Here is a 23656-nt window from a genome sequence, read left to right as displayed (position 1 = left end):
GGCATTCATCGCTCGGCTACCTCGCACCCGTCGACTACGCTCGGCAATGCACCCATCAATCGGAAACCGACGACTCGCACAGCGACCGGACCGAATGAAGGGGGCGGCCCAGCAACGTCATGGTCGCCAACGTCCATGCCACGTTCCGCGAGTAGCGCGACCTGATCCTCGTAGCTTCGGTACGCCTTCACCACGCCGTGCATGCGGACCGTCCATGCAAAATGAAGACCGGCCCTGGACCTACCGAGGTAGGCGGAACCGGTCGTGATGCTGCAAGAATACCACGACGCGATGCACAGATGCCTCCCCCCGATGCCACAATCAGTCCTGCGCTTTCCGGCGGTGCGACGGGTGTGTCTGCGCCTCCGTGATCTGCACGAGTTCGTCATGCGACAGCAGGTAGCGGTCTCGCCGATAGCCGCGCTCCCGACCATCCATGATGCGCCGGTACTCCGCCAGCATCCGGTCGTACACGCCGAGCTTGCGCATGTGGGAGTTCCCGTTGTCATGCCGCTCGAGCTGAGGCCGGAGTTCCTCCCACTTGCGCTCGTCGCTCATAAGAAACCGCACGTAGCTCGCCATATGCCCCTCGAGCGCGTCGTTGTGATCGAAACCTTCGAACTCAAGATCCTGGTGGAGCTCGTCATCGATCGGCGTACCCGCTTTCGCGAGGTCTTCGATGCTGTACGTGATGATCCGAAACATGTCGAGGACATCGATGACGCGGTCGCAATCGTGTTTCGACAACTCCGTGCTGAAGCCTGCCGTTGTGAACCAGTACTGGCCGGTGTAACCCTCCTCGAGGATCTTCGCGCGCATGATCTGGTAGTCGAAATTGCCGTCCTCGTCATGGCCGTCCTCCGGCACTACATGCGCCAGGATGCGATGGATCCCTGCGAGGACCTGCCGCTCGAACAGATTCATCGTCTTCGGCGCAGGTTCGTCACCGTGCTCGATGGCCGCGGCCGTCCCCACCGGAATGATCGCAGCCATGAGGAGGTCACGAACATACTCGCTGATGGTCACGCCCTCGTCATCAGCCTTGCCCTTCAGGATGTCGCGAACGTAGTCCTCGACCCTGATGTTCAGAACCGCCATACCACCCTCCTCATGTGCGCGTATGACAACTACTATACACGCGTCATACACGCCTGAGTGTCGAGCGCATCAAATGAGTCGTTCTGGGGCGACACAAGAGTTGGGCGACGGGCCGTCGAAACCTACGCTCTAGCCCAGCAAGCACGAGTCATCTTCATTCATCCCCAGTCATCTCGCCCTCGTCTTGCGCATGGACCAGCGCGGAGCCGCGAGGCCCGAAATCTCGCTGGAACGCCTCAACTTCCGCGTTTTTCTGCCGTATTCATGGATGGCACGTGCATCGAGCACGGATACAGGGAGCACAGAAGATCAACCTGTGAGTCCGCTCGCACGTATGTGATCGCATGCATGTCGGGAGTACGCTGACTCCCACGACTGACGCCGCCCCAACCGAAGCCGGGGGCGGCGTCAGCGGTTTCCGCCGTCAGGCGCCGAGCGCGCGGGCCAGCTTGGAGTCGGATGCCGCGGGGCGGCCCCCGACCCGGGCGACGAGCTCCGCCGCCGCGGCGAACAGCGCGGCGCGGTCGTCCGGCGAGGAGGGAGCGGCCTCGCCCAGCTCGATCTCCCACTCGCGCCACGAGGTGTGCACCCCCCGGGCCTCGTCGATCGCGTCGACGTGGTCGTCGACGAATTCCGCCACGACACGGCCGGCGTCGTCCACGAGGGCGTACGCGTGGCGGTCGTTGCGGATGCGGGCGATCGGGGCCAGCGGCCCCGGGGCGATGCCCTCCACGGCCGCGAGGACGGCGGACGGGATGCCGGGAGCGCCCCCCTCGGCCGCATCGAGCGGCCAGTGGGTCTCGACGCGCCCGCCCTCGACACCCTTGGGGCCCTTGATGTGCCAGCCCGCATCGGGGCCGCCGGTCCGCCGGCGGACGGCGTAGCCCGCTCGTCCGAGGACATATCCGGGCACGTCGAAGTAGCGGGCATCGAGCTCGCGCCGCTCCGGGCCCCGCATTGCCGCTACGCCCGGCAGCCGCTCCAGCGCGGGCAGCGGGGTGTCCGCGTCGACGTCGAAGGTGAGCTCGATCTCCAGCGAGCGCGAAGGTGCGCTCACTCGTCGCGGCCGTCGGGATCGGGATCGATGTCGTCCTCGGCCTCGACGTAGTGGAAGTCGCTGGAGGTGGGGCCGTCGGCCTCGCCGGTGTTCTCCGGCGACCCCGCGCGCTCGTAGACGACCTGCGTCTCGCTGTAGGGCATGATCAGGGTGTCCTGCGAGGCGTCCTCGAGGGGCAGGACCTGCCCGTCGAGCGGGCCTCCGTGCAGTCGTGCGATCGCCATGATGACCTCCGAATCGGGATGGATGCCTCCACCATAGCCGCGAGGCCGGACATCAGCCGCGAGGCGTCGCCGCGTCCGGACGGGGCCGTCCGCTCATTCAGTGCGTGGGAAATCCCAGACTGATCTGGCTCTCGCTCGGCTCGGGCCACCGCGTGGTGACGACCTTGCTGCGGGTGTAGAAGGTGAACGCCTCGGGACCGTACATGTGCGCGTCTCCGAACAGCGAGTCCTTCCACCCGCCGAAGGAGAAGGCCCCCACCGGCACCGGGATCGGCACGTTGACACCGACCATCCCGACCTCGATGTCGACCTCGAACCGGCGCGCGGTCCCGCCGTCGCGGGTGAACAGTGCGGTGCCGTTCGCGTGACGGTTCGCATTGACGAGGGCGACCGCCTCGTCGTAGGTGGCCACGCGCACGACGGACAGCACGGGGCCGAAGATCTCCTCGTCGTACACCCGCATTCCCGGGTCCACGTCGTCGATGAGCGAGGGTCCGATGAAGAAGCCCCCGCTCGGCACCGGCAGCTCACGGCCGTCGATGACGACGCGGGCGCCCTCGCCCGCGGCTCCCGCGACGAACGCGGTGACCCGTTCGAGCGCCTCCCGCGTGATGAGCGGTCCCATCTCCACCCCCGGGGCCGCGCCGTCTCCGACCGTGACCGAGGGGATCCGCTCGGCGATCTTCTCGACGAGCTCGTCGGCGATCTCGCCGACCGCCACGACGACCGAGACCGCCATGCACCTCTCCCCCGCCGAGCCGTACCCGGCCGAGACGGCGGCGTCCGCGGCGACGTCGAGATCGGCATCCGGCATCACGATCATGTGGTTCTTCGCGCCGCCGAGCGCCTGCACGCGCTTGCCGCGCTCCGCGGCCCGGGCGTAGACGTGTCGGGCGATCGGCGTGGACCCGACGAACGACACCGCCCGGATGACGGGATCGTCGAGGATCGCGTCGACGGCCTCCCGGTCGCCGTGGACGACGTTGAGCACGCCGTCCGGCAGCCCCGCTTCGGCGAACGCCTCGGCCAGCCACACCGCCGCCGAGGGGTCGCGCTCGCTCGGCTTGAGGATGACCGCGTTGCCCGCGGCGATCGCCGTCGTCACCATCCACAGCGGCACCATCGCGGGGAAGTTGAACGGCGTGATGCAGGCGACGACGCCGACGGGCTGCCGCACCTGGTGCACGTCGACCCCGGCGGACACCTGCTCGGCGTAGTCCCCTTTCAGGTGGTGCATGAGGTTCGTGCAGAACTCGACGTTCTCCAGGCCGCGCGCGACCTCGCCGAGCGCGTCCGGGACGGTCTTGCCGTGCTCGGCGGTGATGATGCGGGCCAGCTCCTCCGCGCGCGCCGAGACGATCTCCCGGAGGCGGAACATCACGCGCTGCCGCGCGCCGAGGCCCGTCTCGCGCCACCCGCGCTGCGCGTCCGCGGCGAGTCGGGCCACCTCGTGGACCATGTCGGCCGAGGCGAGGCCGACCTCGCCGGTACGGATGCCGGTCGCCGGATCGAGGACCGGACCGGTGCGCCCGTCGGGGGCGATCCGGCGACCGCCGACGACGTGCGGGATGAGGGTGGGGGCGGGCTCGGTCACGGGAGATCCTCGGTTCGGTCGGTCGCGGGATGGATGGGCGCGGACGCCTCGACGTCGCGGGCGGGGTCGTAGCCGCGCAGTGCACCGTCGGGCGAGGCGAGCAGGGCGACGAGGGTGCAGTCCTTCCCGCCGAGGCCGCGGTCGACGAGCTCGTCGAGCTGCGAGAGGGCGAGAACCGCCGCCGGCACCCGGACTCCCGTCTCCTCCCCCGCGCGCACCGCCAGGGCGCAGTCCTTGCGTGCCAGGTCGACCGAGAACGTCGCGTCGAAGTTGCGCCCCGCGGCGGCGGTGTCGACGACTCCCGGGACGGGGTACCACGTGCGCAGCGCCCACGAGTCGCCCGAGGAGACCCGTGCCACGTCCCAGAACACCCGCGCGTCCAGGCCGAGACGCTCGGCGAGCTGCGAGCCCTCGGCCACGGCCATGACGGAGATGAACAGCATCATGTTGTTCACGAGCTTGGCGGCGATCCCCGCCCCGGGCCCACCGCAGGCGATCACGTGGCCGGCCATCGGGGCGACGAACGGGCGCGCGCGCTCGACGTCGACCGGGAGGCCGCCGAGCATGAAGGTGAGGGTGTGGGCCTCGGCCCCGGCCGTCCCGCCCGAGACAGGCGCGTCGACGAAGGCGAGTCCCCGCTCGCGCGCCGCCGCGTGGCACCAGCGGGACGTCTCCACATCGACGGTCGAGGTGTCCATCAGCAGGGTGTCGCCGTCCGCTCGGGCGAGGATGCCGTCCTCGCCGCCGTAGACGGCGCGGACGATTTCCGGCGTCGGCAGCGACGTCACGCAGGCATCCGCGCCGTCGAGGGCCTCGGCGAGGGACCCGACGATCGCGACCCCCCGTGCGGCCGCTGCCGTCGCGGCGCGGGGATCCACCTCGACACCGCGCACGGCGTCTCCGGCGGCGACGAGATGTCCCGCCATCCGCGCACCCATCCTGCCGAGTCCAATGAAGGCGATGGTCGACATGGTCCGGCTCCCTGCGTCGTCGAAGGTCCGTGAGACCGCGTGGTCCGTGCGACCTCGAGGTCACTCTAGGCACGCCCCCATCCGCGATCAACGCACATCGACGCGCCAGACTTGCACGCCGTCCGTGCATTCATGCACACTGGCGACGTGCCCACCACTGTGCCGGGGCCCCCGCTGGAGGCTCTGATGACCTTCCTGCCGGTCGCGCGGCTGGGGCGCTACACGGCGGCGGCGGAGGCCCTGGGCGTCAACCATTCCACGGTCTCCCGACGCATCGCGACGCTCGAGTCCGCCATGGGCGGGCGGGTGCTCGTCCGCGGTGCGGGAGGATGGGAGCTCACCGACCTCGGGCGCCGCGCCGTCGCGATCGCGGAGCGGATCGAGGGGTCCGTCCGCGAGCTCGTGGACGGAGAGGGGACGGACGCACTGCACGGGATGGTCCGCATCTCCGCGCCCGATGCCTTCACCGCGGTCTTCCTCGCTCCCGCGATGACGGCGCTGCGCGAGGACCATCCCGACCTCGCCGTCGAGCTGCTCTCGGCGACCCAGCGGGTGCGCCAGAACAGGTCCGGCGTCGATCTCGAGATCGTCGTCGGACGTCCCCAGGTCGTCCGCGCCTACGCGACCCCGGTCTGCGCGTACGCGCTACGCCTCTACGCCGCGCCGCGGTACCTCGCCGCGCACGGAGCACCGGCGACGCTCGCCGCGCTGGCGGGGCATCCGGTGGTGTACTACGTGGAGAGCGCCCTGCAGGTCGACGAGCTGGATCGAGCGCTCGAGGGTCTTCCCCACTCTCCCCCGTCGCTGCGCTCGACGAACGTGTTCGCCCACATCGAGGCCACGGCGGCCGGAGCGGGCGTCGGCATCCTCCCCGACTTCCTCGGCGACGAGGACCCGCGACTCGTGCGGATCCTCGACGGAGAGTACGCGCACCCCCTCGCCTACTGGGCGGTGGCTCGCGACGAGGGCGCGCGCAACCCCGCGGTGGCGGCGGCGCTCGCGGCGATCGCCTCGTCCATCCGGGTGACGCAGGAACGGGCCGCCGCGCGCGGCATGACCGACCACGACCACGACCACGACCACGACCACGACCACGAGGAGAGTGCGTGAAGCCCTTCCTGCTGCTCGCCACGCGCGCCGAGGACGTCCCGGCCGACGAGGAGTACGACCTGTTCCTCCGCTACACGGGACTCGCCACGCCCGAGCTCGTGCGCGTGCGTCTGGAGGCGGGGCCCCTCGGAGACATCGACCTCGACGACTGGTCCGGCATCTTCGTCGGCGGCGGCCCGTTCAACGCGTCGGATCCGCCGGAGAAGAAGTCCGCCGTCCAGCACCGCGTCGAGGCGGAGTTCGCGGGGCTGCTGGACGAGGTCGTCGCGCGCGACTTCCCGTTCCTGGGCGCCTGCTACGGCATCGGCACGGTCGGCGCCTTCCTCGGCGCGACCATCGACGGCACGTACCGCGAGCCCATCAGCGTCATCGAGGTCGAACGGACACCCGCCGGGGCCGTCGATCCGCTTCTCCAGGGCCTGCCCGACACCTTCACGGCGTTCGTCGGCCACAAGGAGGCGATCTCCCTGCTGCCGGCCGACGCGACCCTGCTCGTGCGAGGTTCCGCCTGCCCGGTGCAGATGTTCCGGGTCGGATCCAACGTCTACGCGACCCAGTTCCACCCCGAGCTCGACGTGGAGGGGATCTCCACGCGGATCCGCGCGTACGCGCACCACGGATACTTCGGCGACGGCGAGCTCGACCGCACCCTCGCCGCGGTGCGCGAGCGTCCCGTCATCCACACCGGACGGATCCTCCGCGCGTTCGCCGAGCGCTACGCGCGCTGACGCACATCGCCCGGGGCCGACACGGCTGGTCGGACCCGGGCGATCGCCGTTCCCGTCAGATGACGGGCGGCGTGTGCCAGATGCGGTCGATGTAGTCGCGCATCGATCGGTCGGAGGAGAAGAACCCGCAGCGGGCGACGTTGAGGATCGCGGCGTGGGTCCACGCGTCCTGGTCGGCGTACGCGTCGTCTACGCGCTGCTGGGCCGCGACGTAGGAGGAGTAGTCCGCCAGCACCATGAAGCGGTCGTCGTACAGCAGGTTCGACACGATGGGCTCGAACACGCTGCGATCGCCGCCCGAGAAGGCCCCCGAGGCGATGAGGTCCATCGCGCGGCGCAGGTTCTCGTCGCCCTGGTAGAAGTCCGCCGGCCGGTAGCCGCGCGCCCACAGCGCCTCGACCTCCGGCTCGCTCATGCCGAACAGGAAGAAGTTGTCGTCCCCGACGAGCTCACGGATCTCGACGTTCGCGCCGTCGTCCGTGCCGATCGTGAGCGCCCCGTTGAGCGCGAACTTCATGTTGCCGGTTCCGGATGCCTCCTTGCCCGCCAGCGAGATCTGCTCGGAGAGGTCGGCGGCCGGGATCACGCGCTCGGCGAGCGTGACGTTGTAGTTCGGCGGGAACAGGACCTTCAGGCGTCCCTCGACCCGGGGGTCGGCGTTCACGGTCTCGCCGACCGCGTTGATGAGATGGATGATCCGCTTGGCCATCGCATAGCCCGGCGCCGCCTTGGCCCCGAAGATGACCGTGCGCGGCTGGATGTCGGATGCCGCGACCCGTCCGGACACGATCGACTCGTACTGCGTGACGACGTGGAGCACCTTGAGCATCTGGCGCTTGTACTCGTGGAGTCGCTTGACCATGACGTCGAGCAGGTGGCCGTCGCTGACCTCGAACCCGTCGCGCGCGCGCAGCACATCGCCGAGGCGACGCTTGTTGGCCGCCTTGACCTCCGCGAACGCCGCACGGAACTGCGGGTCCTCGGCGTACGTCTCGAGTTCGCGCAGACGCTCCAGGTCGGTGAGCCATCCCGCGCCGATCGCCTCGGTGATGAGGTCCGACAGGCCCGGGTTCGCGAGCTTGACGAAACGGCGCGGGGTCACGCCGTTGGTCACGTTCGTGAACTTCTCCGGGAAGAACTCGCTGAAGTCGGGCAGCACCTTGTCGCGCAGCAGCTGGGAGTGCAGCTCGGCGACGCCGTTGACCTTCGCTCCGGCGACCGTGGCGAGGTACGCCATCCGGACGCTGCGCTCGGGGAACTCGCCGATGATCGACATGTTGCGGATGCGCATCTCATCGTCGCCGAAGCGCTCCCGGACCTCGGCGAGGAACTCGTCGTTGATGCGGTAGATGATCTCCAGATGCCGCGGCAGGAGCCGGCCGAGCAGGTCGACCGACCACACCTCGAGAGCCTCGGGGAGAAGCGTGTGGCACGTGTAGGCGAAGCACTCCCGGGTGATGGCCCAGGCGTCCTCCCACTCCATCTTCTTCTCGTCGACGAGCACCCGCATGAGCTCGGGCACGCCGATCACCGGGTGCGTGTCGTTCAGCTGGAAGATGACGCGGTCGGGCAGGCGCTCGAGGTCGAAGTCGGCGGGCAGGGTGTGCTCGAGGAAGTCGCCGATCGATGCGGCGACGAAGAAGTACTGCTGCTGCAGACGGAGCTCCTTGCCCTGCGGGGTGGAGTCCTCGGGGTAGAGCACCTTGGAGATGTTCTCGGCGAAGGTCTGCGCGCGCACGGCCTCTTCGTAGTCGCCCGAGTTGAACACGCGCAGGTCGAACGAGTCGGTCGCCTTCGCGCTCCACAGCCGCAGCGTGTTCACGCGCCCGTTGAGGTAGCCCGGCACCATGTAGTTGTACGGCACGGCCTGGACGTGCCAGCCCGGCACCCACCGCGTGCGCGGGGTGCCCTCGTCGTCGTAGGTCTCGGTGTGGCCGCCGAAGGAGATGCGGCGCGAGGCCTCGGGGTGGGGGAACTCCCACGGGGAGCCGAGCGTCAACCACGCGTCGGGCTGCTCGACCTGCTGGCCGCCCTCGAAGGTCTGGCGGAAGATGCCGTACTCGTAGCGGATGCCGTAGCCGGTGTTCGGGACGCCCAGCGTCGCGAGCGAGTCGATGAAGCAGGCCGCGAGGCGACCCAGTCCCCCGTTGCCCAGGCCCGGCTCGACCTCCAGTGCGCGCAGGTCGTCGATGTCGATGCCGCAGGCCGCCATCGCCTCGGTGGCGATCTCGGTGAGCCCGCTGGCGAGCAGGTTGTTGTCGAGCTGACGCCCCAGCAGGTACTCGGCCGAGAGGTAGGCGACGCCCTTGGCCTGCGCGTCCCGCTGCCGTTTGACGTCCTCGAGCCAGCGGGCCATCAGGTAGTCGCGCACCGTCATCGCGAAGGCGACGTAGCGGTCGTTGGCGCTCGCCGACGACAGGGCGACACCGCGCTCGTAGTTGAGGTTGCGCAGGAACTGACGGACGAAGCCGTCGACCGAGCTCGCCGGACCCGTGACGGGAGCGAGGGCCAGAGGGTGCGTGGCACCCAGCGGGTGCGAAGCGGCGGGTGTGCTGTCGGATGCTGTCACGTACAAGAAACTACACACTGCGGCTATGGCCGCCGGTCGATCCCGACCGGCAGAAGCGGAGAATTTACACTCCCGTCACCGCCGGGCGCGGTTCCGCGTCACCGACGTACGGCGCGGGGTCCCGAGGGAACCCGTCTCATCGCCGGGCGGCGTCCGCGGACTTCTCCCGCTCCTCCGCCAGGGCGGCGCGCGCGGCCTCGAGCTCGACCGTCGCCATCGACACGGCGTTCTCGCTCTGCTGCACTCGGCGCTCGGCGAAGGTCGAGGCGCCGAACCGCTCGCGGACGCGGTCCTCGCGCTCACGCACGAGCGTCACGATGTAGGCCGTCGCGATGAGGATCACCTGCGCCGACAGGTTGAACCAGAGCAGGAGGGCGATGAGCGCGGCGAACGAGGCGAGGAGCGGGTTCGACGTCGCGCCGCCGACGAACAGGCCCGACAGCTGCTGCAGCACCGTGAGGGCGACGGCGCCGAGGAGCGACCCGGTCCACAGGGCGCGCGCGGGGGCGCGCACCCCCGACAGCACGCGGAAGAGCGCCGCGACGGCGACGGCGTCGAGCACGAAGGTCGCGAGGATCGCGACCAGACGCCCGCCCCACGTCACGATCGCGTCGTCGGATCCCACGCCCAGCCAGCTCGCGACGAGGCCGAGGCCCGCGGTTCCGATCATCGTCACCGCGGCGGAGATCGCGAGCGCGCCGCCCGCGCCGATCGCGAGGCCGACGTTGCGGAGCATCACGAGCCAGAACGGCACGTCGTCGGTGCCCTGGTCGCAGATGATGCGCATCGCCGTGCGCAGCGAGCCGATGGCGCCGATCGCCGCACCGATCAGACCGACCGCGGCGATGACCCCCGCGACCGTCAGTCCTCCGGGTGCGGAGATCTTGTCGGGGTCGATGAGCCCGCCCTCGCCGACGAGGCCGGGGACGGCGCGGTCGACTGCGGCGATGAGCGCCTGCCAGGCGACCGGGTCGTTGCCCAGCCACAGCGCTGCGATCGAGAATCCGAGCAGCACCGCGGCGAAGACGCTGAAGAGCGCGCGATACGTCACGCTGTCGGCCAGCATCGCGCCGCGTCGCTCGCTGTAGCGCAGGAACGCCCGCACCGGGGTCAGCGACAGGACCCGCGCGATCACTCGGGAGATGTCCATGCCGCCCAGGATATGCGCCTCGGGAAGACCGCCGCGGGGCCTTGACACGGACGGATGCCTCCCGCCGACCCGTCTTCGTCAGCCGGCGAGCGGAGCGGCGCGGACGGGAAGGACGAGGTGCTCGCCCGCGAACAGCCCGATCCACGCGCCGAGGATCATCCACGGCCCGAAGGGCAGAGCCGTCTGCAGGTGAGCACGCCGGACGGCGAGGAGCGCGACGCCGACGGCCCCGCCCAGAACGAAGGCCGCGACCGCACCGACGATCAGGGCGTTCCACCCCGCGAAGCCGAGGGCGATGCCGAGCACCCCGGAGAGCTTGACGTCACCGCCGCCCATGGCGCCCGGTCGGATCGCCCGGAGGAGCGCGTAGAACGAGAACACGGCCGCGCCCCCGCACAGGGCACGCACGAGCGCCTCGGGCGGAGCACCGAACAGGACCGCGGCGCTCAGCAGGCCCGGCAGCACCGCGTACCCCGGCAGCACGAGCGCATCGGGCAGCCGGTGGGTGTCCAGATCGACGAGCGCGAGCACGACTCCCCCGGCGGCCAGGACGAGGTATGCGAGCAGGATCGCGGCCGGCGCCGCTCCGTCGATGCCGGGCGTGCCAGGCACTCCGGGCGGTCCAGCGCACGACAGCATCCACCACGTCACCGCGGCGAACGCCCCCGCCGTTCCGATCCCGCAGATCGTCCGACGCCCCGCGAGCGACGGGGCGAGAGGCGGCGACCCGCGCCGAGCCCGCGAGAGGAGGTGCGCGACGACCCACCCGACGATCAGCCCGACGAGACCCGCGGCGACGATGGGCAGCGGCGACATGGTCCTCCTCGCGGTCGACGGTGCGGCGGCGCGGCCACGGTACCGATCGAGGCGGCCGGTCGCTCGATCCGTCCACAGGCCGCCCGTGCGGACAGGCTCGGATCCAGCCCTGTCCGCCGCCGTTCTGACCCGCGCCGGGCACGGCGAAGGGGCCGGGTATGCTCCCCCGGCCCCTCGGTCGATGTGACTCGACGCACAACCCCGCCGCGACGGGGTCGCCTTCTGCGTCAGGCGGTCGTCTTCGTGCGACGCGCGCCCTTCGCGGCCTTGACCGTCGGGACGGCGCCGGTGACGGCGTCGCTCTCGACCTGAGCCCCTGCGCGAGCCGCGCGGACCTGCTCGAAGGAGGTGCCGTAGTACGCGGCCTCCATGAGCGTCTTCATGTCCTCGATCATCGGCATCCGCGGGTTGGCCGGCGCGCACTGGTCGCGATAGGCGGCGAGTGCGAGGTCGTGGAGCCCGGCGATGAACGTCGTCTCGTCGACGCCCTGCTGCTGGAACGACCGCTCGATGCCGACCCGGTCGCGCAGCTCCTCGACGGCGCGGGCGTAGCTCTCCACGCCCTCCTCGGGAGTCGACGCCGGCAGACCCAGGTGCTTCGCGATCTCCTGGAAGCGCTCGGGAGCGACGTAGCGCTCGTACTTCGGCCAGCTGGTGAGCTTGGTCGGCACCTTGCCGTTGTAGCGGATCACGTGCGGCAGGTACACCGCGTTCGTGCGTCCGTGCACCAGGTGGTACGTCGCTCCGGTCACGTGCGCCATCGCGTGCACGATCCCGAGGAACGCGTTGCCGAAGGCCATGCCCGAGATGGATGCGGCGTTGTGCATCTTCTCGCGCGCCTTGATGTCGTCGGCGTCGGTCGAGTTCGGCTGCGCCTTCGTGCTGCGCTCGATGTTCTCGAAGATCAGCTTGATGGCGTGCAGGCAGAGACCGTCGGTGTAGTCGTTGGCGTAGACGGAGACGAACGCCTCGGTGGCGTGGGTCAGCGCGTCGAAGCCGGCGTCGGCGACGAGGAAGCCCGGCAGCATCTTCGTGAGGACGGGGTCGATGATCGCCACAGACGGGGTCAGGGCGTAGTCGGCGAGCGGGTACTTCATACCGCTCTCGTCGTCCGTGATGACCGCGAACGGCGTCATCTCCGACCCGGTTCCCGAGGTGGTGGGGATGCAGACGAGCTTCGCCATCTTGCCGAGCTCGGGGAACTTGAACGCGCGCTTGCGCACGTCGAAGAACTTCTCGCCCAGGTCGGAGAACTCGATCTCGGGGTGCTCGTAGAGCAGCCACATGACCTTGGCGGCGTCCATCGGGGACCCGCCGCCGAGGGCGACGATCGTGTCGGGCTGGAACTGACGCATCAGCTCGGATCCGGCGCGCACCTCGGAGACCTTGGGCTCGGGCTTGACCGTGTTGATCAGCTGCACCTGGACGCGGTTCTCGCGACGGTTGAGCACGTCCATGATCTTGTCGACGTAGCCGAGCTTGGTCATGGTCTCGTCCGTGACGATCGTGACCCGCTCGACGCCGCGCATGTCGGTGAGGTAACGGACGGCGTTCGGCTCGAAGTAGGTCTTGGCGGGCACCTTGAACCACTGCATGTTGTTGTTGCGCCGACCGATGCGCTTGATGTTCACGAGGTTCACCGCCGAGACGTTGTTGGAGACGGAGTTGTGTCCGTAGGAACCGCAGCCGAGGGTCAGGCTCGGCATGAAGGCGTTGTAGATGTCGCCGATGCCGCCCAGCGCGGACGGGCTGTTCTCGATGATGCGGACGGCCTTGACGACCTTGCCGAACTCGGCGATGACGTCCTGGTCGTTGGAGTGGATCGCGCCCGAGTGGCCGAGGCCGTCGAAGTCGACCATCTGACGGGCGAGGTCGATGCCCTCCGCCGGCGTCGCGGCGCGCAGCACGGCGAGGACCGGGGCGAGCTTCTCACGGGTGAGCGGCTCGTGCGGGCCGACGCCGGAGACCTCGGCGAGGATGATCGACGTGTCCTCGGGGACCGTGAATCCCGCCTTCTCGGCGATCCACTGCGGCGACTGGCCGACCACCGTGGGGTTGAGCTTGGCGCCGGCGCAGTTCTCGCTGTTCGCCGCGACGCCGAAGATGAACTCCTCCAGCATCCGCTTCTCGTCCGGCGTGACCGTGTAGGCGTGCAGGCGGGCGAACTCGGCGAGGGCCTCGGCGGCGATCGGCTCGTCGAGGATGACGGCCTGCTCGCTCGCGCACACCATCCCCATGTCGAACGACTTCGACAGGACGATGTCGTTGACCGCGCGACCGACCTTGGCGGTGCGCTCGATGAACGCCGGCACGTTGCCGGCGCCGACCCCGAGGGCCGGCTTTCCGCAGGAGTACGCGGCGCGGACCATGGCGTTGCCGCCGGTGGCGAGGATCAGGGCGACGCCCGGGTGGTTCATGAGGGCGCCGGACGCCTCCATGGAGGGCTCCTCGATCCACTGGATGCAGTTCTCCGGGGCACCGGCGGCGATCGCGGCATCGCGCACGATCTTCGCCGCGGCGCTCGAGCACTTCTGCGCGGAGGGGTGGAAGCCGAAGACGATGGGGTTGCGGGTCTTCAGGGCGATGAGCGACTTGAAGATCGCGGTGGAGGTCGGATTGGTGACCGGGGTGAGGGCGCAGATGACACCCACCGGGTCGGCGATCTCGGTGATGCCGGTGATCTCGTCGCGCGAGATCACGCCGACCGTCTTCTGGTTGATGATCGAGTTCGTCACGTGCTCGCACGCGAACATGTTCTTCACGGCCTTGTCTTCGAACAGGCCGCGGCCGGTCTCTTCGACCGCCATGACGGCGAGCTCTCCGTGGAAGTGGAGCGCGGCGACACTCGCCTTGCGGACGATGTGGTCGACCTGCTCCTGCGTGAAGGATGCGTACTCAGCGAGCGCTTTCTGCGCGCCATCGACGAGGACATCGACCTGAGCATCGATCGAGGTGGACATGATGGGTTCTCCTACCCGGCGCGGACGCGGTGTCCGCGTCATCGCTTTCCGGGTCCGAGGGCTCTCGGGCCTGACTGGGTCCAGTATCGCACATGTGGTCTGACCACACAAGACTGCGTCGCGAGAGTCACGGGGAGACGGCGGGAGACGACGCGGCACGACGCGGCGGAGGATACGATCACGCCATGGCACCCGTCCCGACGCAGGTGCGCCGTGCACGCCGCCGGCACGCCTGGACGGCGTTCTTCGCCGCATCCCTCACCCTCGTCGCCGCCTTCGTGGCCGTCGCCGAGGCGCGGGTCGTGGGCGACGCGCTCGAGCAGCGGAACCTCGCCGCGTTCTACGCGCAGCCCGCGGATGCGCTCGAGGGCGCACCCGGCACGCTCGTGCGCAGCGAGGAGCTCGTCGGGGTGCCGTTCGACGCGCGCGCCTGGCGCGTGATGTACCGCACCACGGACGTGCACGGCAGCGCCGTCGTCGCCACCGGCGTCGTCGTGGCGCCCCTCGGCCCCGCTCCGGCGGGCGGGCGGACGGTCCTCGCCTGGGGCCACCCGACGACGGGCACCGACCCCGAGTGCGCCCCCTCGCGCGGCTTCGATCCGTTCCAGCTGATCGAAGGCATGCGACTGCTCCTCGATCGCGGCTACGCCATCGCCGCCACCGACTACGTCGGGATGGGGACCGCGGGCCCCGACTCGTACCTCGTCGGCGACACCGGCGGCAACGCGGTGCTAGATGCCGTGCGGGCGGCACAGCAGCTGCGCGCGGCGCACGCCTCGGACCGCGTGATCCTCTGGGGGCACTCGCAGGGCGGCCAGGCCGTGCTGTTCGCCGCCGAGCGCGCTCCCGCGTACGCGCCGGAGCTGTCGATCGAGGGCGTCGCCGTCGCGGCGCCGGCCGCCGACCTCACGGCGCTGCTCAGCGACCACATCGACGACATCTCCGGCGTCACGATCGGCTCCTACGCCTTCTCCGCCTTCGCGCAGGTCTACGCGGACCGCGGCGCGACCCTCGACCGCATCCTCACGCCGGACGCGCAGCGGATCCTGCCCGAGATGAACCGCCTGTGTCTTCTGGCGAACATCGGGCGACTGCACGAGATCGGCGAGCCGCTGGTGGGCCGGTTCGTGACGGCGGATCCGGGGACCGTCCAGCCGTGGGCGACGCTCCTCGCCGAGAACTCGGCAGGCGGCACGTCCTTCGCCGCACCGCTGTTCGTCGCGCAGGGCCTCGACGACACCCTCGTGGTGCCCTCGGCGACGGAGGCGTTCGTGTCGCACGAGAGGTCGCAGGGCGTCGACGTGGAGTTCCACCGGATCCGCGGCGCGGACCACGGCACCGTCGCCTACCTCGCGCTGCCGGCGCTGATGTCCTGGCTCGACGCGCACCGGATCTAGCCCGACGTCGAGCGCACGACGCGACCCCCTGGTTTCTCACGTCGATGCGGTGAGCGCGACCCGCGGCATCCGACCACACTGTGGTCATGCGGAAGATCCCCGTGTACTACTACTCCTCGTCGTCGAATCTGACCGGGCGGTTCGCCGAGGCGCTCGCACGGATGGACGGTCGCAAGACCCGCAATCTGGCGCGCGCGGACGTGCGACGACGAGAGCCCACGGAGCCGTGGGTGCTGCTCACGCCATCGTACAAGGCGGGCAACGGCGAGGAGGTCACCGTCCCCGCGGCGGTGCGCGCGTTCCTGCGCTCGCCGATGACCCGCCGGCGCATGGTCGGGATCATCGGGTCGGGGAACCGCAACTTCGGGGAGTACTACCAGGCCGCGGCGCGCGAGCTGGCGGACAGCTCGGGACGCCCCGTGCTCTTCGAGTTCGAGCTGTCGGGCACCCCCGAGGACGTGGAGCGCTGCGGCGCGATCCTCGCCCGCCTCGACGAGGCGCTCGACGCCGTGCGCCACACCGGCTGACGTCGGCTCCGCCGCCTCCCGCGCCGGGCCGGCGCGCGATAGCGTCTCTCGTGCCGGCATCGCCGGCTCACTCGCGAGGACGAAGGAGACCACGATGGCCGGGTTCGACACGATCGTCATCGGGGCCGGCATCGCCGGCCTGACCGCGGCGCGCCTGCTCGACGACGCCGGCCGGCGCACCGTCGTCCTGGAGGCACGGGACCGGATCGGCGGCCGCGTCGTCACCGACCGCTCCGGCGGCTTCGTCACGGACCTCGGCGCGTCCTGGATCCACGGCATCACGGACAGCCCCGTCGCCGCCGCGGCGGAGGCGTTCGGGATGCGGATGGTCGAGTTCACCGTCGGCGGATACCAGCCCGACAGCCGTCCGATCGCCCACTACTCCCCCGACGGGGGGCGACTGTCCGACGACGAGGCGCGCGCCTACGTGGCCGACATCCGCGCGATCGACGCGCTGCTGCCCGCCGTCATCGCGTCCTCCGACGCCGCGGCCTCGTACCGCGACGTCACCGAGACCGCGCTCGCCGCCCAGAGCTGGGACGAGGAGCGCATCCAGCGCGTGCGCGAGTACCTCGAGCACCGTAGCGAGGAGCAGTACGGTGCATGGATCGACGACCTCGCGGCCCACGGGCTGGACGACGACCAGATCGACGGCGACGAGGTCGTCTTCCCCGACGGCTACGACGTGCTGGCATCCGGCATCGGCGCCGGCCTCGACGTGCGCCCGGGGCACGCGGTGGAACGCGTGGAGTGGGGCCCCGACGGCGTCACGGTCCGGACGGCGGGCGCCGCGTTCACGGCACACGATGCCGTCCTGACGGTTCCCGTCGGCGTGCTCCGGTCGGGGGACATCGCGATCGAACCGGCCCTGCCCGCCCCGGTCTCCGACGCGCTGAGTCGCCTGACGATGAACGCGTTCGAGAAGGTCTTCCTCCGGTTCGAGCGGCGCTTCTGGGACGAGGACGTCTACGCGATCCGCCAGCAGGGGCCGGGCGGACGCTGGTGGCACTCCTGGTACGACCTCACCGCGCTCCACGACGAGCCGACGCTGCTCACCTTCGCCGCGGGCCCGGCCGCCGTCGCGACCCGGACGTGGACGGATGCCGAGGTCGCGGGCTCGATCATGGTGCAGCTGCGTCGCCTGTTCGGGTCGGACGTCCCCGACCCGGTCGCGGTGCGCCGGACGGCGTGGCAGGACGACCCGTTCGCGCGCGGGTCGTACGCGTACATGATGCTCGGGTCCACGACGGCCGACCACGATCTGCTCGCGACCCCGGTGGGCGGCGTGCTGCACCTCGCGGGCGAGGCGACGTGGACCGACGACCCCGCGACCGTCACCGCGGCGCTGTGCTCCGGGCACCGGGCCGCGGAGAACGTGCTCGGGCGGTCCGTGCCGATCGAGCGCGTCTGGCGACGGGGCTGACCCCGCGCACCGTCAGCGCGCCACGGGGGCGAGCGGCGCGTCACGGAAGGCGGGACGCCGCGACGCCGCCGCCGAGGACGCCGTCAACGCGCCGATCGTGATGACGGCGCCGAGGACGAGCGCCGCCTGCTCGCCCGGGGCGAGCAGTCCCGTCTCGGCGCCGACGGTGGCCGCGGCGATCGGCACGCCCAGCTGCGATGCCGCCACGATCGACCACAGCGCGTTCTGACGCAGCAGCACGCCGGTCAGATGGACCAGGATCGCACCGCACCCCATCATCACGCCGAGCCCGATGAAGGCGGGATCGTCGTGCAGCGAGACGAGCGACAGCGAGGCGCCCAGCCACACGAAGTACAGGGGCGACAGGAAGCCTTCCGTGACGGCGAACAGCTGCCGGGCCAGCCGTCGGGGCTCTCCCGCGCTGGCGACCGCGAGGCCGGCCGCGAAGCCGGCGAGGAGCACCGAGACGTGCGAGACCGTCGCCAGCGCGCCCAGCGCGCACACCAGGATCAGGCTCACCCGCAGCTCGAGGGCCAGGGAGTGCTCCTTGCTCGTCGCGCGCACCCGCTTCCAGCGGTCCCGCCGCCCCGCCCAGCGCAGCGCCAGCGCGAGGACGACGGCGACCGCGGCGATGCCGAGGGCACCGAGGGCGGACATCCCGGCGTTCTCCGGGTCCATCGCCAGCGGGAGGGCGACGATGCACGCCGTGTCCGCGATCGCCACCTGGGCGATCGTCGGTAGGAGCTGCGGACCCGCCAGGCCGAGCTGCTGGACCGCCGGCAGCACCAGCGCGGCGGACGAGGACGCCAGGACGACCGCGTACACCGCACCGTGCCCGGTGCCGAACAGGGCCGCGAGCCCCCATCCGGCGAACGCGGCCACGACCCCGATCCCGACCGCGAGCAGCGCACCGCGACCGAGGGCCGGTCGGAGGCGTGCGTCACGGAGCGGCACATGGGTACCCGCGACGAACATCGTGAGACCGAAACCCAGCGTCGCGAGGAAGCGGAAGGTCTCGTCCGCGGGATCGACGAGGCGCAGCCCCGACACCCCGATGGCCAGACCCGCGACGAGCTCGCCGATGACGACGGGGATGCGCCACCGCGTCGTGGCGGACAGCAGCGGGCCGAGCAGGGCGACCGCCCCGATCAGCGCGAGGGTCTGCAGGCTCATCCGGTCAGGCCGGCGGCGCGGCGATGCGGCACGGGATCTGCGTGTTCTCGTCGAGGTACCAGCTCGCGCAGATGCGGTGGTAGCCGTCGGCGACCTGCGCGGACAGGCCACGACGGAGGTCGCCGCGCACGAGGAGGACCGGCGAGAGGGCGTGGCCGTTGCGCACCTTGGCGAAGTCGGCCGCGACGTGCGGGTTCTCCGTGGGCAGAAGCGGCAGACCGGCCGCGCGCAGCACGTCCTTCGCCTTCTTCAGCACGGTCGGGGCGGCCCGGAGCGCGTCGACGATCGCCGTGCAGGTCGCGGCGTCGGCGATGAGCTCGAGGTAGTCGGCGGCCGCCGGGAAGTCGTGCTCGTCGGGGTCGCTCTTCCAGATCGGATCGGGCATACCGTCATTGTGCACGGGACGGGCCCGTCCCCCGCCGAGACACGCACTCCGCCGGGACGAGCCGATCGGCGGGAACGCGAACGGCGGACGCGCCGGGCGGATGAGCCCGGCGCGTCCGCCGTCGAGGGGACTCAGATCACCTGGATGTTGGCGGCCTGCATGCCCTTGGGGCCGCGCTCGGCGTCGAAGGAGACCTTCTGGTTCTCTTCGAGGCTGCGGAAGCCGCTGCTGTTGATCGCGCTGAAGTGCGCGAAGAGGTCGTCGGATCCGTCGTCGGGCGCGATGAAGCCGAAGCCCTTGTCGGAGTTGAACCATTTGACGGTGCCAGTGGCCATGACGTCATTCCTTCGTTGTCTGGGACCACGGGAGTGATCCGTGAAACCGCGGCGACGTCGCCGCCGCGGGGCATGGGGTGCGGTGCACGTCCGCTCCGGCGACTCGGAGGCGATGCGGGGACGCGCGGCGGCGGCCACCGCCGCGCGGGCGGCGTCGGTGTCGGGCGCGGCGATCAGCAGCGCGCTGTGGGCGTCGTAGGCGTAGTGCCGACCGCCCGCGACCGCGATGAATCCGGCGAACTCGCCGTCGGCGGTGGCGACGTGGACGTCGTCGTCCGCCTGCCGCCAGACGAGCGGGGAGACCGCTCGATGAGCTGTGAGAGAAGTGATGGAGAACCAATCGGAGATGCGAAGAGAGGACGCTCGCACCGGGAGACCGCTACGGGCAAGAAACTGAAGGGAATACCCGCCCGACACGCTGATCGGGCCCCGAAGTCGGTCCGGGCGCAGAGCCCGACAGAAACACAACTTCAATTACCTGTCGTCCAGACTAGCCCACCCGCGCCCCATCCGCGAGTGCGACCGGTGCGAACGGGCTCACGCCCGCCGTTCGCGGATGGCCGCCACCCGTCGATTCATCCGCGGCCGGACGATCCTCCGATAGACGGCGCCGCGGAGGCCGCCGAGGTTCGCCCCGTGCTCGCGGTAGAACGCGTCGGGGTCGGGGAAGATCCCGAGGTCGCGGTTCACACCCGTCTGCTGGATCGCCGTGTCCGTTCCGCACCACGCGACCGGCGGAGAGGCGAGGTCCTCGGTCCCCACGCCGTAGCCGAGGAACGCACCCGTCGCTCCGACCGTCGCACGGAGGCCGGACAGGTAGTCGGGGTCGCAGATGACGCCTTCCAGCCCGACCCACCGGCCGCCCACCTCGACCTCGACCCAGGAGTGGAGGATGTCACGCGGGGCCAGTAGGTACGCGAGCCCGCGCACGACGCCCTTCTGCAGCCGCTTGTGGATGGTCGCGCCGTGGAACCGGGTCGGGACGCCGACGGCACGGAGGAGGGCCATGAGCAGCGTCGTCTTCGTGTTGCACTGGCCGTAGCCGTCGGCGAGGACGCGCGAGGCGGGCAGGTCGTCCGAGACGTTGTAGCCGAACGGCAGCGTGCGGACGAAGTCGTAGACGGCGCCGATCCGCTCGTTCTCGTCGAGGCGCGTCCATCCCTCGGCGGCGATCCGCGCCTGGATGCGGGGATCGTCGTAGTCGAGGATGCTCGTCGGTGCCGTCTGCGTGTCCATGCCCCCCACGGTAGGAGTCCGCGCCGGCGGACGGCTTGAACCTTGCGGCTGGACTGCGCGCGGCGCTCTCAGCCGGGGGTCACGCGCCCGGGCCACTCGGCCTCGGCGATGCGCATGCGCGAGAGCGCCGACGGCGCCAGGCCGAAGTTGCGCCGGAAGGCGCGGCTCAGATGCGCTCCGTCGCTGAAGCCGGCGGCGACGGCGGCGTCGGCGAGGTTCGCCTCGCCCGACGCCACGGCCTCGACCGCTCGACGCAATCGGACCCACAGCGCATACCGGCGGAAGGGCATCCCGACCTCGGCGGTGAACCGGTGCGTCAGACGCGTCGGGGAGAGATGGGCCACCGCCGCCGCACCCGCTAGGGAGGAGGACGGGTCCGCGGCGTGCGCCTCGAGGTATCCCATCGCGGTGCGCACGGGCTCCGACAGCTCTCGCGCACCGGCCTCGCCGCCCGTCGCGACCACCCCGAGCGTCGTCTCCAGGAGGGATGCCGCGGATGCCCCGCGGGCGAGCAAGCGGTCACGGAAGTCCTCGGTGCCGGAGCGGAGCGATGCCGGTCCCGCCCCGACGTCTCGTCCGCGCGTGCCGACGGGCTCGACGAGCAGCAGCACCATCCGGTCCGGCGTCGCCTCGAGACGGTGCGCCACGCCGCTCGGGACGATCGCGGCGACTCCGTGGTGCGTCGCGCGCTCGCCGTGCGCGTCCTGTGTCGTGAGGGTGAACGCAGCGCCGTCCGAGACCATGACCTGCAGGGCATGATGCGCGTGCCACCCCGCGGGGCCGCCCGGACCGTCGTAGACGACGGCTCCCGGCAGCAGCGCGAGCGATCCCGACCACAGCGGCGGATCGGCGGCGGTCATCCTCCCGATCCTACGGGCGCGGTGCGCCCCGCTCAGGCGGCGGCGATCGGGACCCCCGTCAGCTCCTCGGTGAGCTCCCACATCCGCCGCGCGTCCTCGGGGCTGCGCAGGCGGGAGAACAGGGGGCGCGTGCCGGGCCGCCCGCCGAGGCCGCCGATCCCCCGAGGACCGTAGAACAGGCCCCCCTGATCGCCCGGTGTGGTGGCGGCGAGAAGGGCCGGCAGCCCCGCCGAGGCGACGGTGCCCATGATGCCGAGGCGGGAGAGCAGCCCGATCAGGCGGCGCGCCGGGACCGCCTCCGAGCGACCGATCTCGGGCCGCGCGGCGAGGAGGTTCGTCGGCGCGACCCCCGGGTGCGACAGGTTCGCCGTGATCCCCCACCCGTGCTCGCGGCTGCGGCGATCCAGCTCGAGGCCGAAGAGCCCGAACGCGATCTTGGAGTGGGAGTACGCCTCCATGCCGTCGTAGGAACGCTCCGACTGCGGATCGTCCCATTTCACCGCCCCGCGGTCGGCGGCGACGCTCAGCTGCAGCGTCACTCGCGCCCGACCCGCCCGCAGGAGCGGCATGAGGTGCCCGACCAGCGCGGCGTGACCCAGATGGTTGGTGCCGAACTGCAGCTCGAAGCCGTCCGCGGTGGTCTGGCGCGTGGGCGGGGTCATGACGCCGGCGTTGCCGAGGAAGACGTGGATCGGCTCGCCGTCGGCGCGGAGGGCCTCGCCGAGGGCGGCGACGGAGGCGAGCGAGGACAGGTCCAGCTCGCGCAGCGAGACGGCCGCGCCCGGCGTGCGCTCGAGGATCCTCTCGCGCGCCGCGGCCCCCTTCGCGGGGTTGCGGACGGGGAGGATGAGGTCGGCGCCGGCGGCGGCGAGCCGGGTGGCCATGACGAGCCCCATGCCGTCGCTGCCGCCCGTGAGCAGGACGCGCTGGCCGGTGAGGTCGGGGAGGGTGATGTCGATGGGTCGGCGTGCCATGGTCGGCGGCTCCTTCTTCGAGGTCTGACGCGGGCCCCGCTGCGGGAGGCCGTACGCAGACCGTGTGCGGTCGTGGTCCAGCCTGCGCCGATCCCCCGCTCCCATCCACGGATCGTCGATCCACGGATACGCGGCCGACCGCAGCCGCGGATCGGCAGAGCGTGGATATCCCGGCGCGGAGCGGGTAGGAACGAGGAGAGGAGGACAGGAGACATGGACATCGATCGCGCGGGGCTCGCCGATTTCCTGCGCCATCGGCGCACCGCACTGCAGCCCGAGGACGTCGGCCTGCCGCGCGGGTCGCGACGACGCACCGACGGCCTGCGCCGCGAGGAGGTCGCCGCACTCTGCCACATGTCGACGGACTACTACGCCCGACTCGAGCGCGGACGCGGTCCGCAGCCCTCGGAGCAGATGACGGCCGCCATCGCGCAGGGACTGCACCTCACGCTGTCCGAACGCGACCACCTGTTCCGGCTCGTCGGCCACACCCCGCCGGCCCGGGAGGCGTCCGGCGAGCGGCACGTCTCGCCGGGCCTCCTGCGCATCCTCGACCGCTTGGCGGACACCCCCGCGGAGATCGTCACCGAGCTCGGCGAGACGCTGCGTCAGACGCCCGTCGGGGTCGCCCTGACGGGGTCGCTCACCGAGCTGACGGGGCCCCGGCGGAGCCTCGGGTATCGGTGGTTCACCGACCCCGGCACACGCGCGCGGTACGCGCCCGAGGATCACGACCACCTGTCCCGCGTGTACGCCTCGGGCCTGCGCGAGATCCTCGCTCGGCGCGGGCCGCGATCGCGCGCCGCCTATCTGACGGACCTGCTGACGCGTGAGAGCGAGCTGTTCCGCCGCTACTGGGAGCTGCAGGAGGTGGGCATCCGCCCGAACCGGGGGAAGCGCTTCGTCCATCCCGAGGTGGGGTTCCTCGAGCTGGAGTGCCAGACGCTGCACGACCCCGACCAGTCGCACCTCCTGCTCGTCTACACCGCGACGCCCGGCAGCGAGAGCGCAGACAAGCTCCGGCTCCTGACCGTCATCGGGGCATCCCTCGGCCAGCCTGCGAGGTGAC

The 23656-nt window shown here is 71.0% G+C and carries 21 protein-coding genes; 6 read left to right on the top strand and 15 right to left on the bottom strand.

The genetic code is table 11. The features are described from left to right. Positions 1-321: 321 nt before the first annotated feature. From WFI00_RS13560 to WFI00_RS13540, 5 genes are all read right to left on the bottom strand, one after another. A complete protein-coding gene (locus tag WFI00_RS13560) occupies positions 322-1098 on the bottom strand; it encodes a YfbU family protein (RefSeq protein WP_336632642.1) in 777 nt (258 codons plus the stop codon). Positions 1099-1522: 424 nt separating this feature from the next. Further along, a complete protein-coding gene (locus WFI00_RS13555) occupies positions 1523-2155 on the bottom strand; it encodes a CYTH domain-containing protein (RefSeq protein ID WP_336632643.1) in 633 nt (210 codons plus the stop codon). After that, positions 2152-2379: a response regulator gene (locus WFI00_RS13550; protein ID WP_336632644.1), complete on the bottom strand. Its 228-nt coding sequence runs from the start codon at positions 2377-2379 to the stop codon at positions 2152-2154. Before WFI00_RS13550 ends, WFI00_RS13555 begins: the two co-directional genes overlap by 4 nt. A 97-nt stretch (positions 2380-2476) precedes the next feature. Continuing rightward, complete coding sequence (locus WFI00_RS13545; protein WP_336632645.1) at positions 2477-3973, bottom strand: CoA-acylating methylmalonate-semialdehyde dehydrogenase; 1497 nt, start codon at positions 3971-3973, stop codon at positions 2477-2479. Then, positions 3970-4944, bottom strand: coding sequence for an NAD(P)-dependent oxidoreductase (locus WFI00_RS13540; RefSeq protein WP_336632646.1), 975 nt, complete (start codon positions 4942-4944; stop codon positions 3970-3972). Before WFI00_RS13540 ends, WFI00_RS13545 begins: the two co-directional genes overlap by 4 nt. A 147-nt stretch (positions 4945-5091) precedes the next feature. Between WFI00_RS13540 and WFI00_RS13535 the strand changes: the two genes are divergently transcribed. Together WFI00_RS13535 and WFI00_RS13530 are read left to right on the top strand one after the other, a co-directional pair. Continuing rightward, the gene (locus tag WFI00_RS13535; RefSeq protein ID WP_442928325.1) at positions 5092-6054 is read left to right on the top strand and encodes a LysR family transcriptional regulator; all 963 of its coding nucleotides are present in this window, start codon (positions 5092-5094) and stop codon (positions 6052-6054) included. After that, entirely contained in the window at positions 6051-6782 is a 732-nt protein-coding gene (locus tag WFI00_RS13530) for a glutamine amidotransferase (RefSeq protein WP_336632647.1), read from the top strand. The genes WFI00_RS13535 and WFI00_RS13530 overlap by 4 nt, the downstream gene beginning before the upstream one ends. A gap of 55 nt (positions 6783-6837) precedes the next feature. Here the strand turns inward: WFI00_RS13530 and WFI00_RS13525 are convergent, their stop codons facing one another. The 4 genes from WFI00_RS13525 to adhE form a co-directional block, all read right to left on the bottom strand. After that, positions 6838-9312, bottom strand: a complete 2475-nt coding sequence (locus WFI00_RS13525; protein ID WP_336632739.1) for a glycogen/starch/alpha-glucan phosphorylase — start codon at positions 9310-9312, stop codon at positions 6838-6840. 175 nt (positions 9313-9487) lie between these two features. Next, a complete protein-coding gene (locus tag WFI00_RS13520) occupies positions 9488-10501 on the bottom strand; it encodes a YihY/virulence factor BrkB family protein (protein ID WP_336632648.1) in 1014 nt (337 codons plus the stop codon). A 78-nt stretch (positions 10502-10579) separates the two neighbouring features. After that, positions 10580-11317 carry a prepilin peptidase gene (locus WFI00_RS13515; protein WP_336632649.1) on the bottom strand — a complete coding sequence of 246 codons (738 nt, stop codon included), beginning with the start codon at positions 11315-11317 and terminating at the stop codon, positions 10580-10582. A 227-nt stretch (positions 11318-11544) separates the two neighbouring features. Then, entirely contained in the window at positions 11545-14277 is a 2733-nt protein-coding gene (adhE, locus tag WFI00_RS13510) for a bifunctional acetaldehyde-CoA/alcohol dehydrogenase (protein WP_336632650.1), read from the bottom strand. A 185-nt stretch (positions 14278-14462) separates the two neighbouring features. On the opposite strand from adhE, the gene WFI00_RS13505 reads away from it, so the two are divergent. The 3 genes from WFI00_RS13505 to WFI00_RS13495 all read left to right on the top strand — a co-directional run bounded on the left by WFI00_RS13505 (position 14463) and on the right by WFI00_RS13495 (position 17624). Further along, a complete protein-coding gene (locus tag WFI00_RS13505) occupies positions 14463-15674 on the top strand; it encodes an alpha/beta fold hydrolase (RefSeq protein WP_336632651.1) in 1212 nt (403 codons plus the stop codon). Between the two features lie 86 nt (positions 15675-15760). Next, complete coding sequence (nrdI, locus tag WFI00_RS13500; protein WP_336632652.1) at positions 15761-16201, top strand: class Ib ribonucleoside-diphosphate reductase assembly flavoprotein NrdI; 441 nt, start codon at positions 15761-15763, stop codon at positions 16199-16201. A 94-nt stretch (positions 16202-16295) separates the two neighbouring features. Beyond that, positions 16296-17624, top strand: a complete 1329-nt coding sequence (locus tag WFI00_RS13495; RefSeq protein WP_336632653.1) for a flavin monoamine oxidase family protein — start codon at positions 16296-16298, stop codon at positions 17622-17624. A 12-nt stretch (positions 17625-17636) separates the two neighbouring features. Here WFI00_RS13495 and WFI00_RS13490 read toward each other — a convergent pair whose 3' ends face one another. The 6 genes from WFI00_RS13490 to WFI00_RS13465 all read right to left on the bottom strand — a co-directional run bounded on the left by WFI00_RS13490 (position 17637) and on the right by WFI00_RS13465 (position 22587). Continuing rightward, positions 17637-18797, bottom strand: coding sequence for a cation:proton antiporter (locus WFI00_RS13490; protein ID WP_336632654.1), 1161 nt, complete (start codon positions 18795-18797; stop codon positions 17637-17639). 4 nt (positions 18798-18801) lie between these two features. Further along, a complete protein-coding gene (locus tag WFI00_RS13485; protein ID WP_336632655.1) occupies positions 18802-19182 on the bottom strand; it encodes a hypothetical protein in 381 nt (126 codons plus the stop codon). 131 nt (positions 19183-19313) lie between these two features. Next, positions 19314-19517, bottom strand: coding sequence for a cold-shock protein (locus WFI00_RS13480; RefSeq protein WP_336632740.1), 204 nt, complete (start codon positions 19515-19517; stop codon positions 19314-19316). A 537-nt stretch (positions 19518-20054) separates the two neighbouring features. Next, positions 20055-20753 carry a transglutaminase-like domain-containing protein gene (locus WFI00_RS13475; protein ID WP_336632656.1) on the bottom strand — a complete coding sequence of 233 codons (699 nt, stop codon included), beginning with the start codon at positions 20751-20753 and terminating at the stop codon, positions 20055-20057. 68 nt (positions 20754-20821) lie between these two features. After that, on the bottom strand, positions 20822-21613 hold the full coding sequence (locus WFI00_RS13470) for a helix-turn-helix domain-containing protein (protein WP_336632657.1): 792 nt from the start codon (positions 21611-21613) through the stop codon (positions 20822-20824). Positions 21614-21645: 32 nt separating this feature from the next. Further along, positions 21646-22587, bottom strand: coding sequence for an SDR family oxidoreductase (locus WFI00_RS13465; RefSeq protein ID WP_336632658.1), 942 nt, complete (start codon positions 22585-22587; stop codon positions 21646-21648). Between the two features lie 213 nt (positions 22588-22800). Here WFI00_RS13465 and WFI00_RS13460 point away from each other — a divergent pair, with 213 nt between their 5' ends. After that, on the top strand, positions 22801-23655 hold the full coding sequence (locus tag WFI00_RS13460; protein ID WP_336632659.1) for a helix-turn-helix transcriptional regulator: 855 nt from the start codon (positions 22801-22803) through the stop codon (positions 23653-23655). The last annotated feature ends 1 nt before the right edge of the window (position 23656 follow it).

This window comes from Microbacterium sp. MMO-56 (genome assembly GCF_037146215.1).
In the GTDB taxonomy this organism is placed as follows: Bacteria; Actinomycetota; Actinomycetes; order Actinomycetales; family Microbacteriaceae; genus Microbacterium.
This window is presented reverse-complemented; position numbering and strand designations above follow the sequence as displayed.

Excerpts from the sequence above, each read along its gene's own strand:
- WFI00_RS13560 (WP_336632642.1), bottom strand. The coding sequence starts at position 1,098 with ATGGCGGTTCTGAACATCAGGGTCGAGGACTACGTTCGCGACATCCTG.
- WFI00_RS13550 (WP_336632644.1), bottom strand. The coding sequence starts at position 2,379 with ATGGCGATCGCACGACTGCACGGAGGCCCGCTCGACGGGCAGGTCCTG.
- WFI00_RS13540 (WP_336632646.1), bottom strand. The coding sequence starts at position 4,944 with ATGTCGACCATCGCCTTCATTGGACTCGGCAGGATGGGTGCGCGGATG.
- WFI00_RS13520 (WP_336632648.1), bottom strand. The coding sequence starts at position 10,501 with ATGGACATCTCCCGAGTGATCGCGCGGGTCCTGTCGCTGACCCCGGTG.
- WFI00_RS13515 (WP_336632649.1), bottom strand. The coding sequence starts at position 11,317 with ATGTCGCCGCTGCCCATCGTCGCCGCGGGTCTCGTCGGGCTGATCGTC.
- adhE (WP_336632650.1), bottom strand. The coding sequence starts at position 14,277 with ATGTCCACCTCGATCGATGCTCAGGTCGATGTCCTCGTCGATGGCGCG.
- WFI00_RS13505 (WP_336632651.1), top strand. The coding sequence starts at position 14,463 with ATGGCACCCGTCCCGACGCAGGTGCGCCGTGCACGCCGCCGGCACGCC.
- nrdI (WP_336632652.1), top strand. The coding sequence starts at position 15,761 with ATGCGGAAGATCCCCGTGTACTACTACTCCTCGTCGTCGAATCTGACC.
- WFI00_RS13495 (WP_336632653.1), top strand. The coding sequence starts at position 16,296 with ATGGCCGGGTTCGACACGATCGTCATCGGGGCCGGCATCGCCGGCCTG.
- WFI00_RS13490 (WP_336632654.1), bottom strand. The coding sequence starts at position 18,797 with ATGAGCCTGCAGACCCTCGCGCTGATCGGGGCGGTCGCCCTGCTCGGC.
- WFI00_RS13485 (WP_336632655.1), bottom strand. The coding sequence starts at position 19,182 with ATGCCCGATCCGATCTGGAAGAGCGACCCCGACGAGCACGACTTCCCG.
- WFI00_RS13480 (WP_336632740.1), bottom strand. The coding sequence starts at position 19,517 with ATGGCCACTGGCACCGTCAAATGGTTCAACTCCGACAAGGGCTTCGGC.
- WFI00_RS13475 (WP_336632656.1), bottom strand. The coding sequence starts at position 20,753 with ATGGACACGCAGACGGCACCGACGAGCATCCTCGACTACGACGATCCC.
- WFI00_RS13470 (WP_336632657.1), bottom strand. The coding sequence starts at position 21,613 with ATGACCGCCGCCGATCCGCCGCTGTGGTCGGGATCGCTCGCGCTGCTG.
- WFI00_RS13465 (WP_336632658.1), bottom strand. The coding sequence starts at position 22,587 with ATGGCACGCCGACCCATCGACATCACCCTCCCCGACCTCACCGGCCAG.
- WFI00_RS13460 (WP_336632659.1), top strand. The coding sequence starts at position 22,801 with ATGGACATCGATCGCGCGGGGCTCGCCGATTTCCTGCGCCATCGGCGC.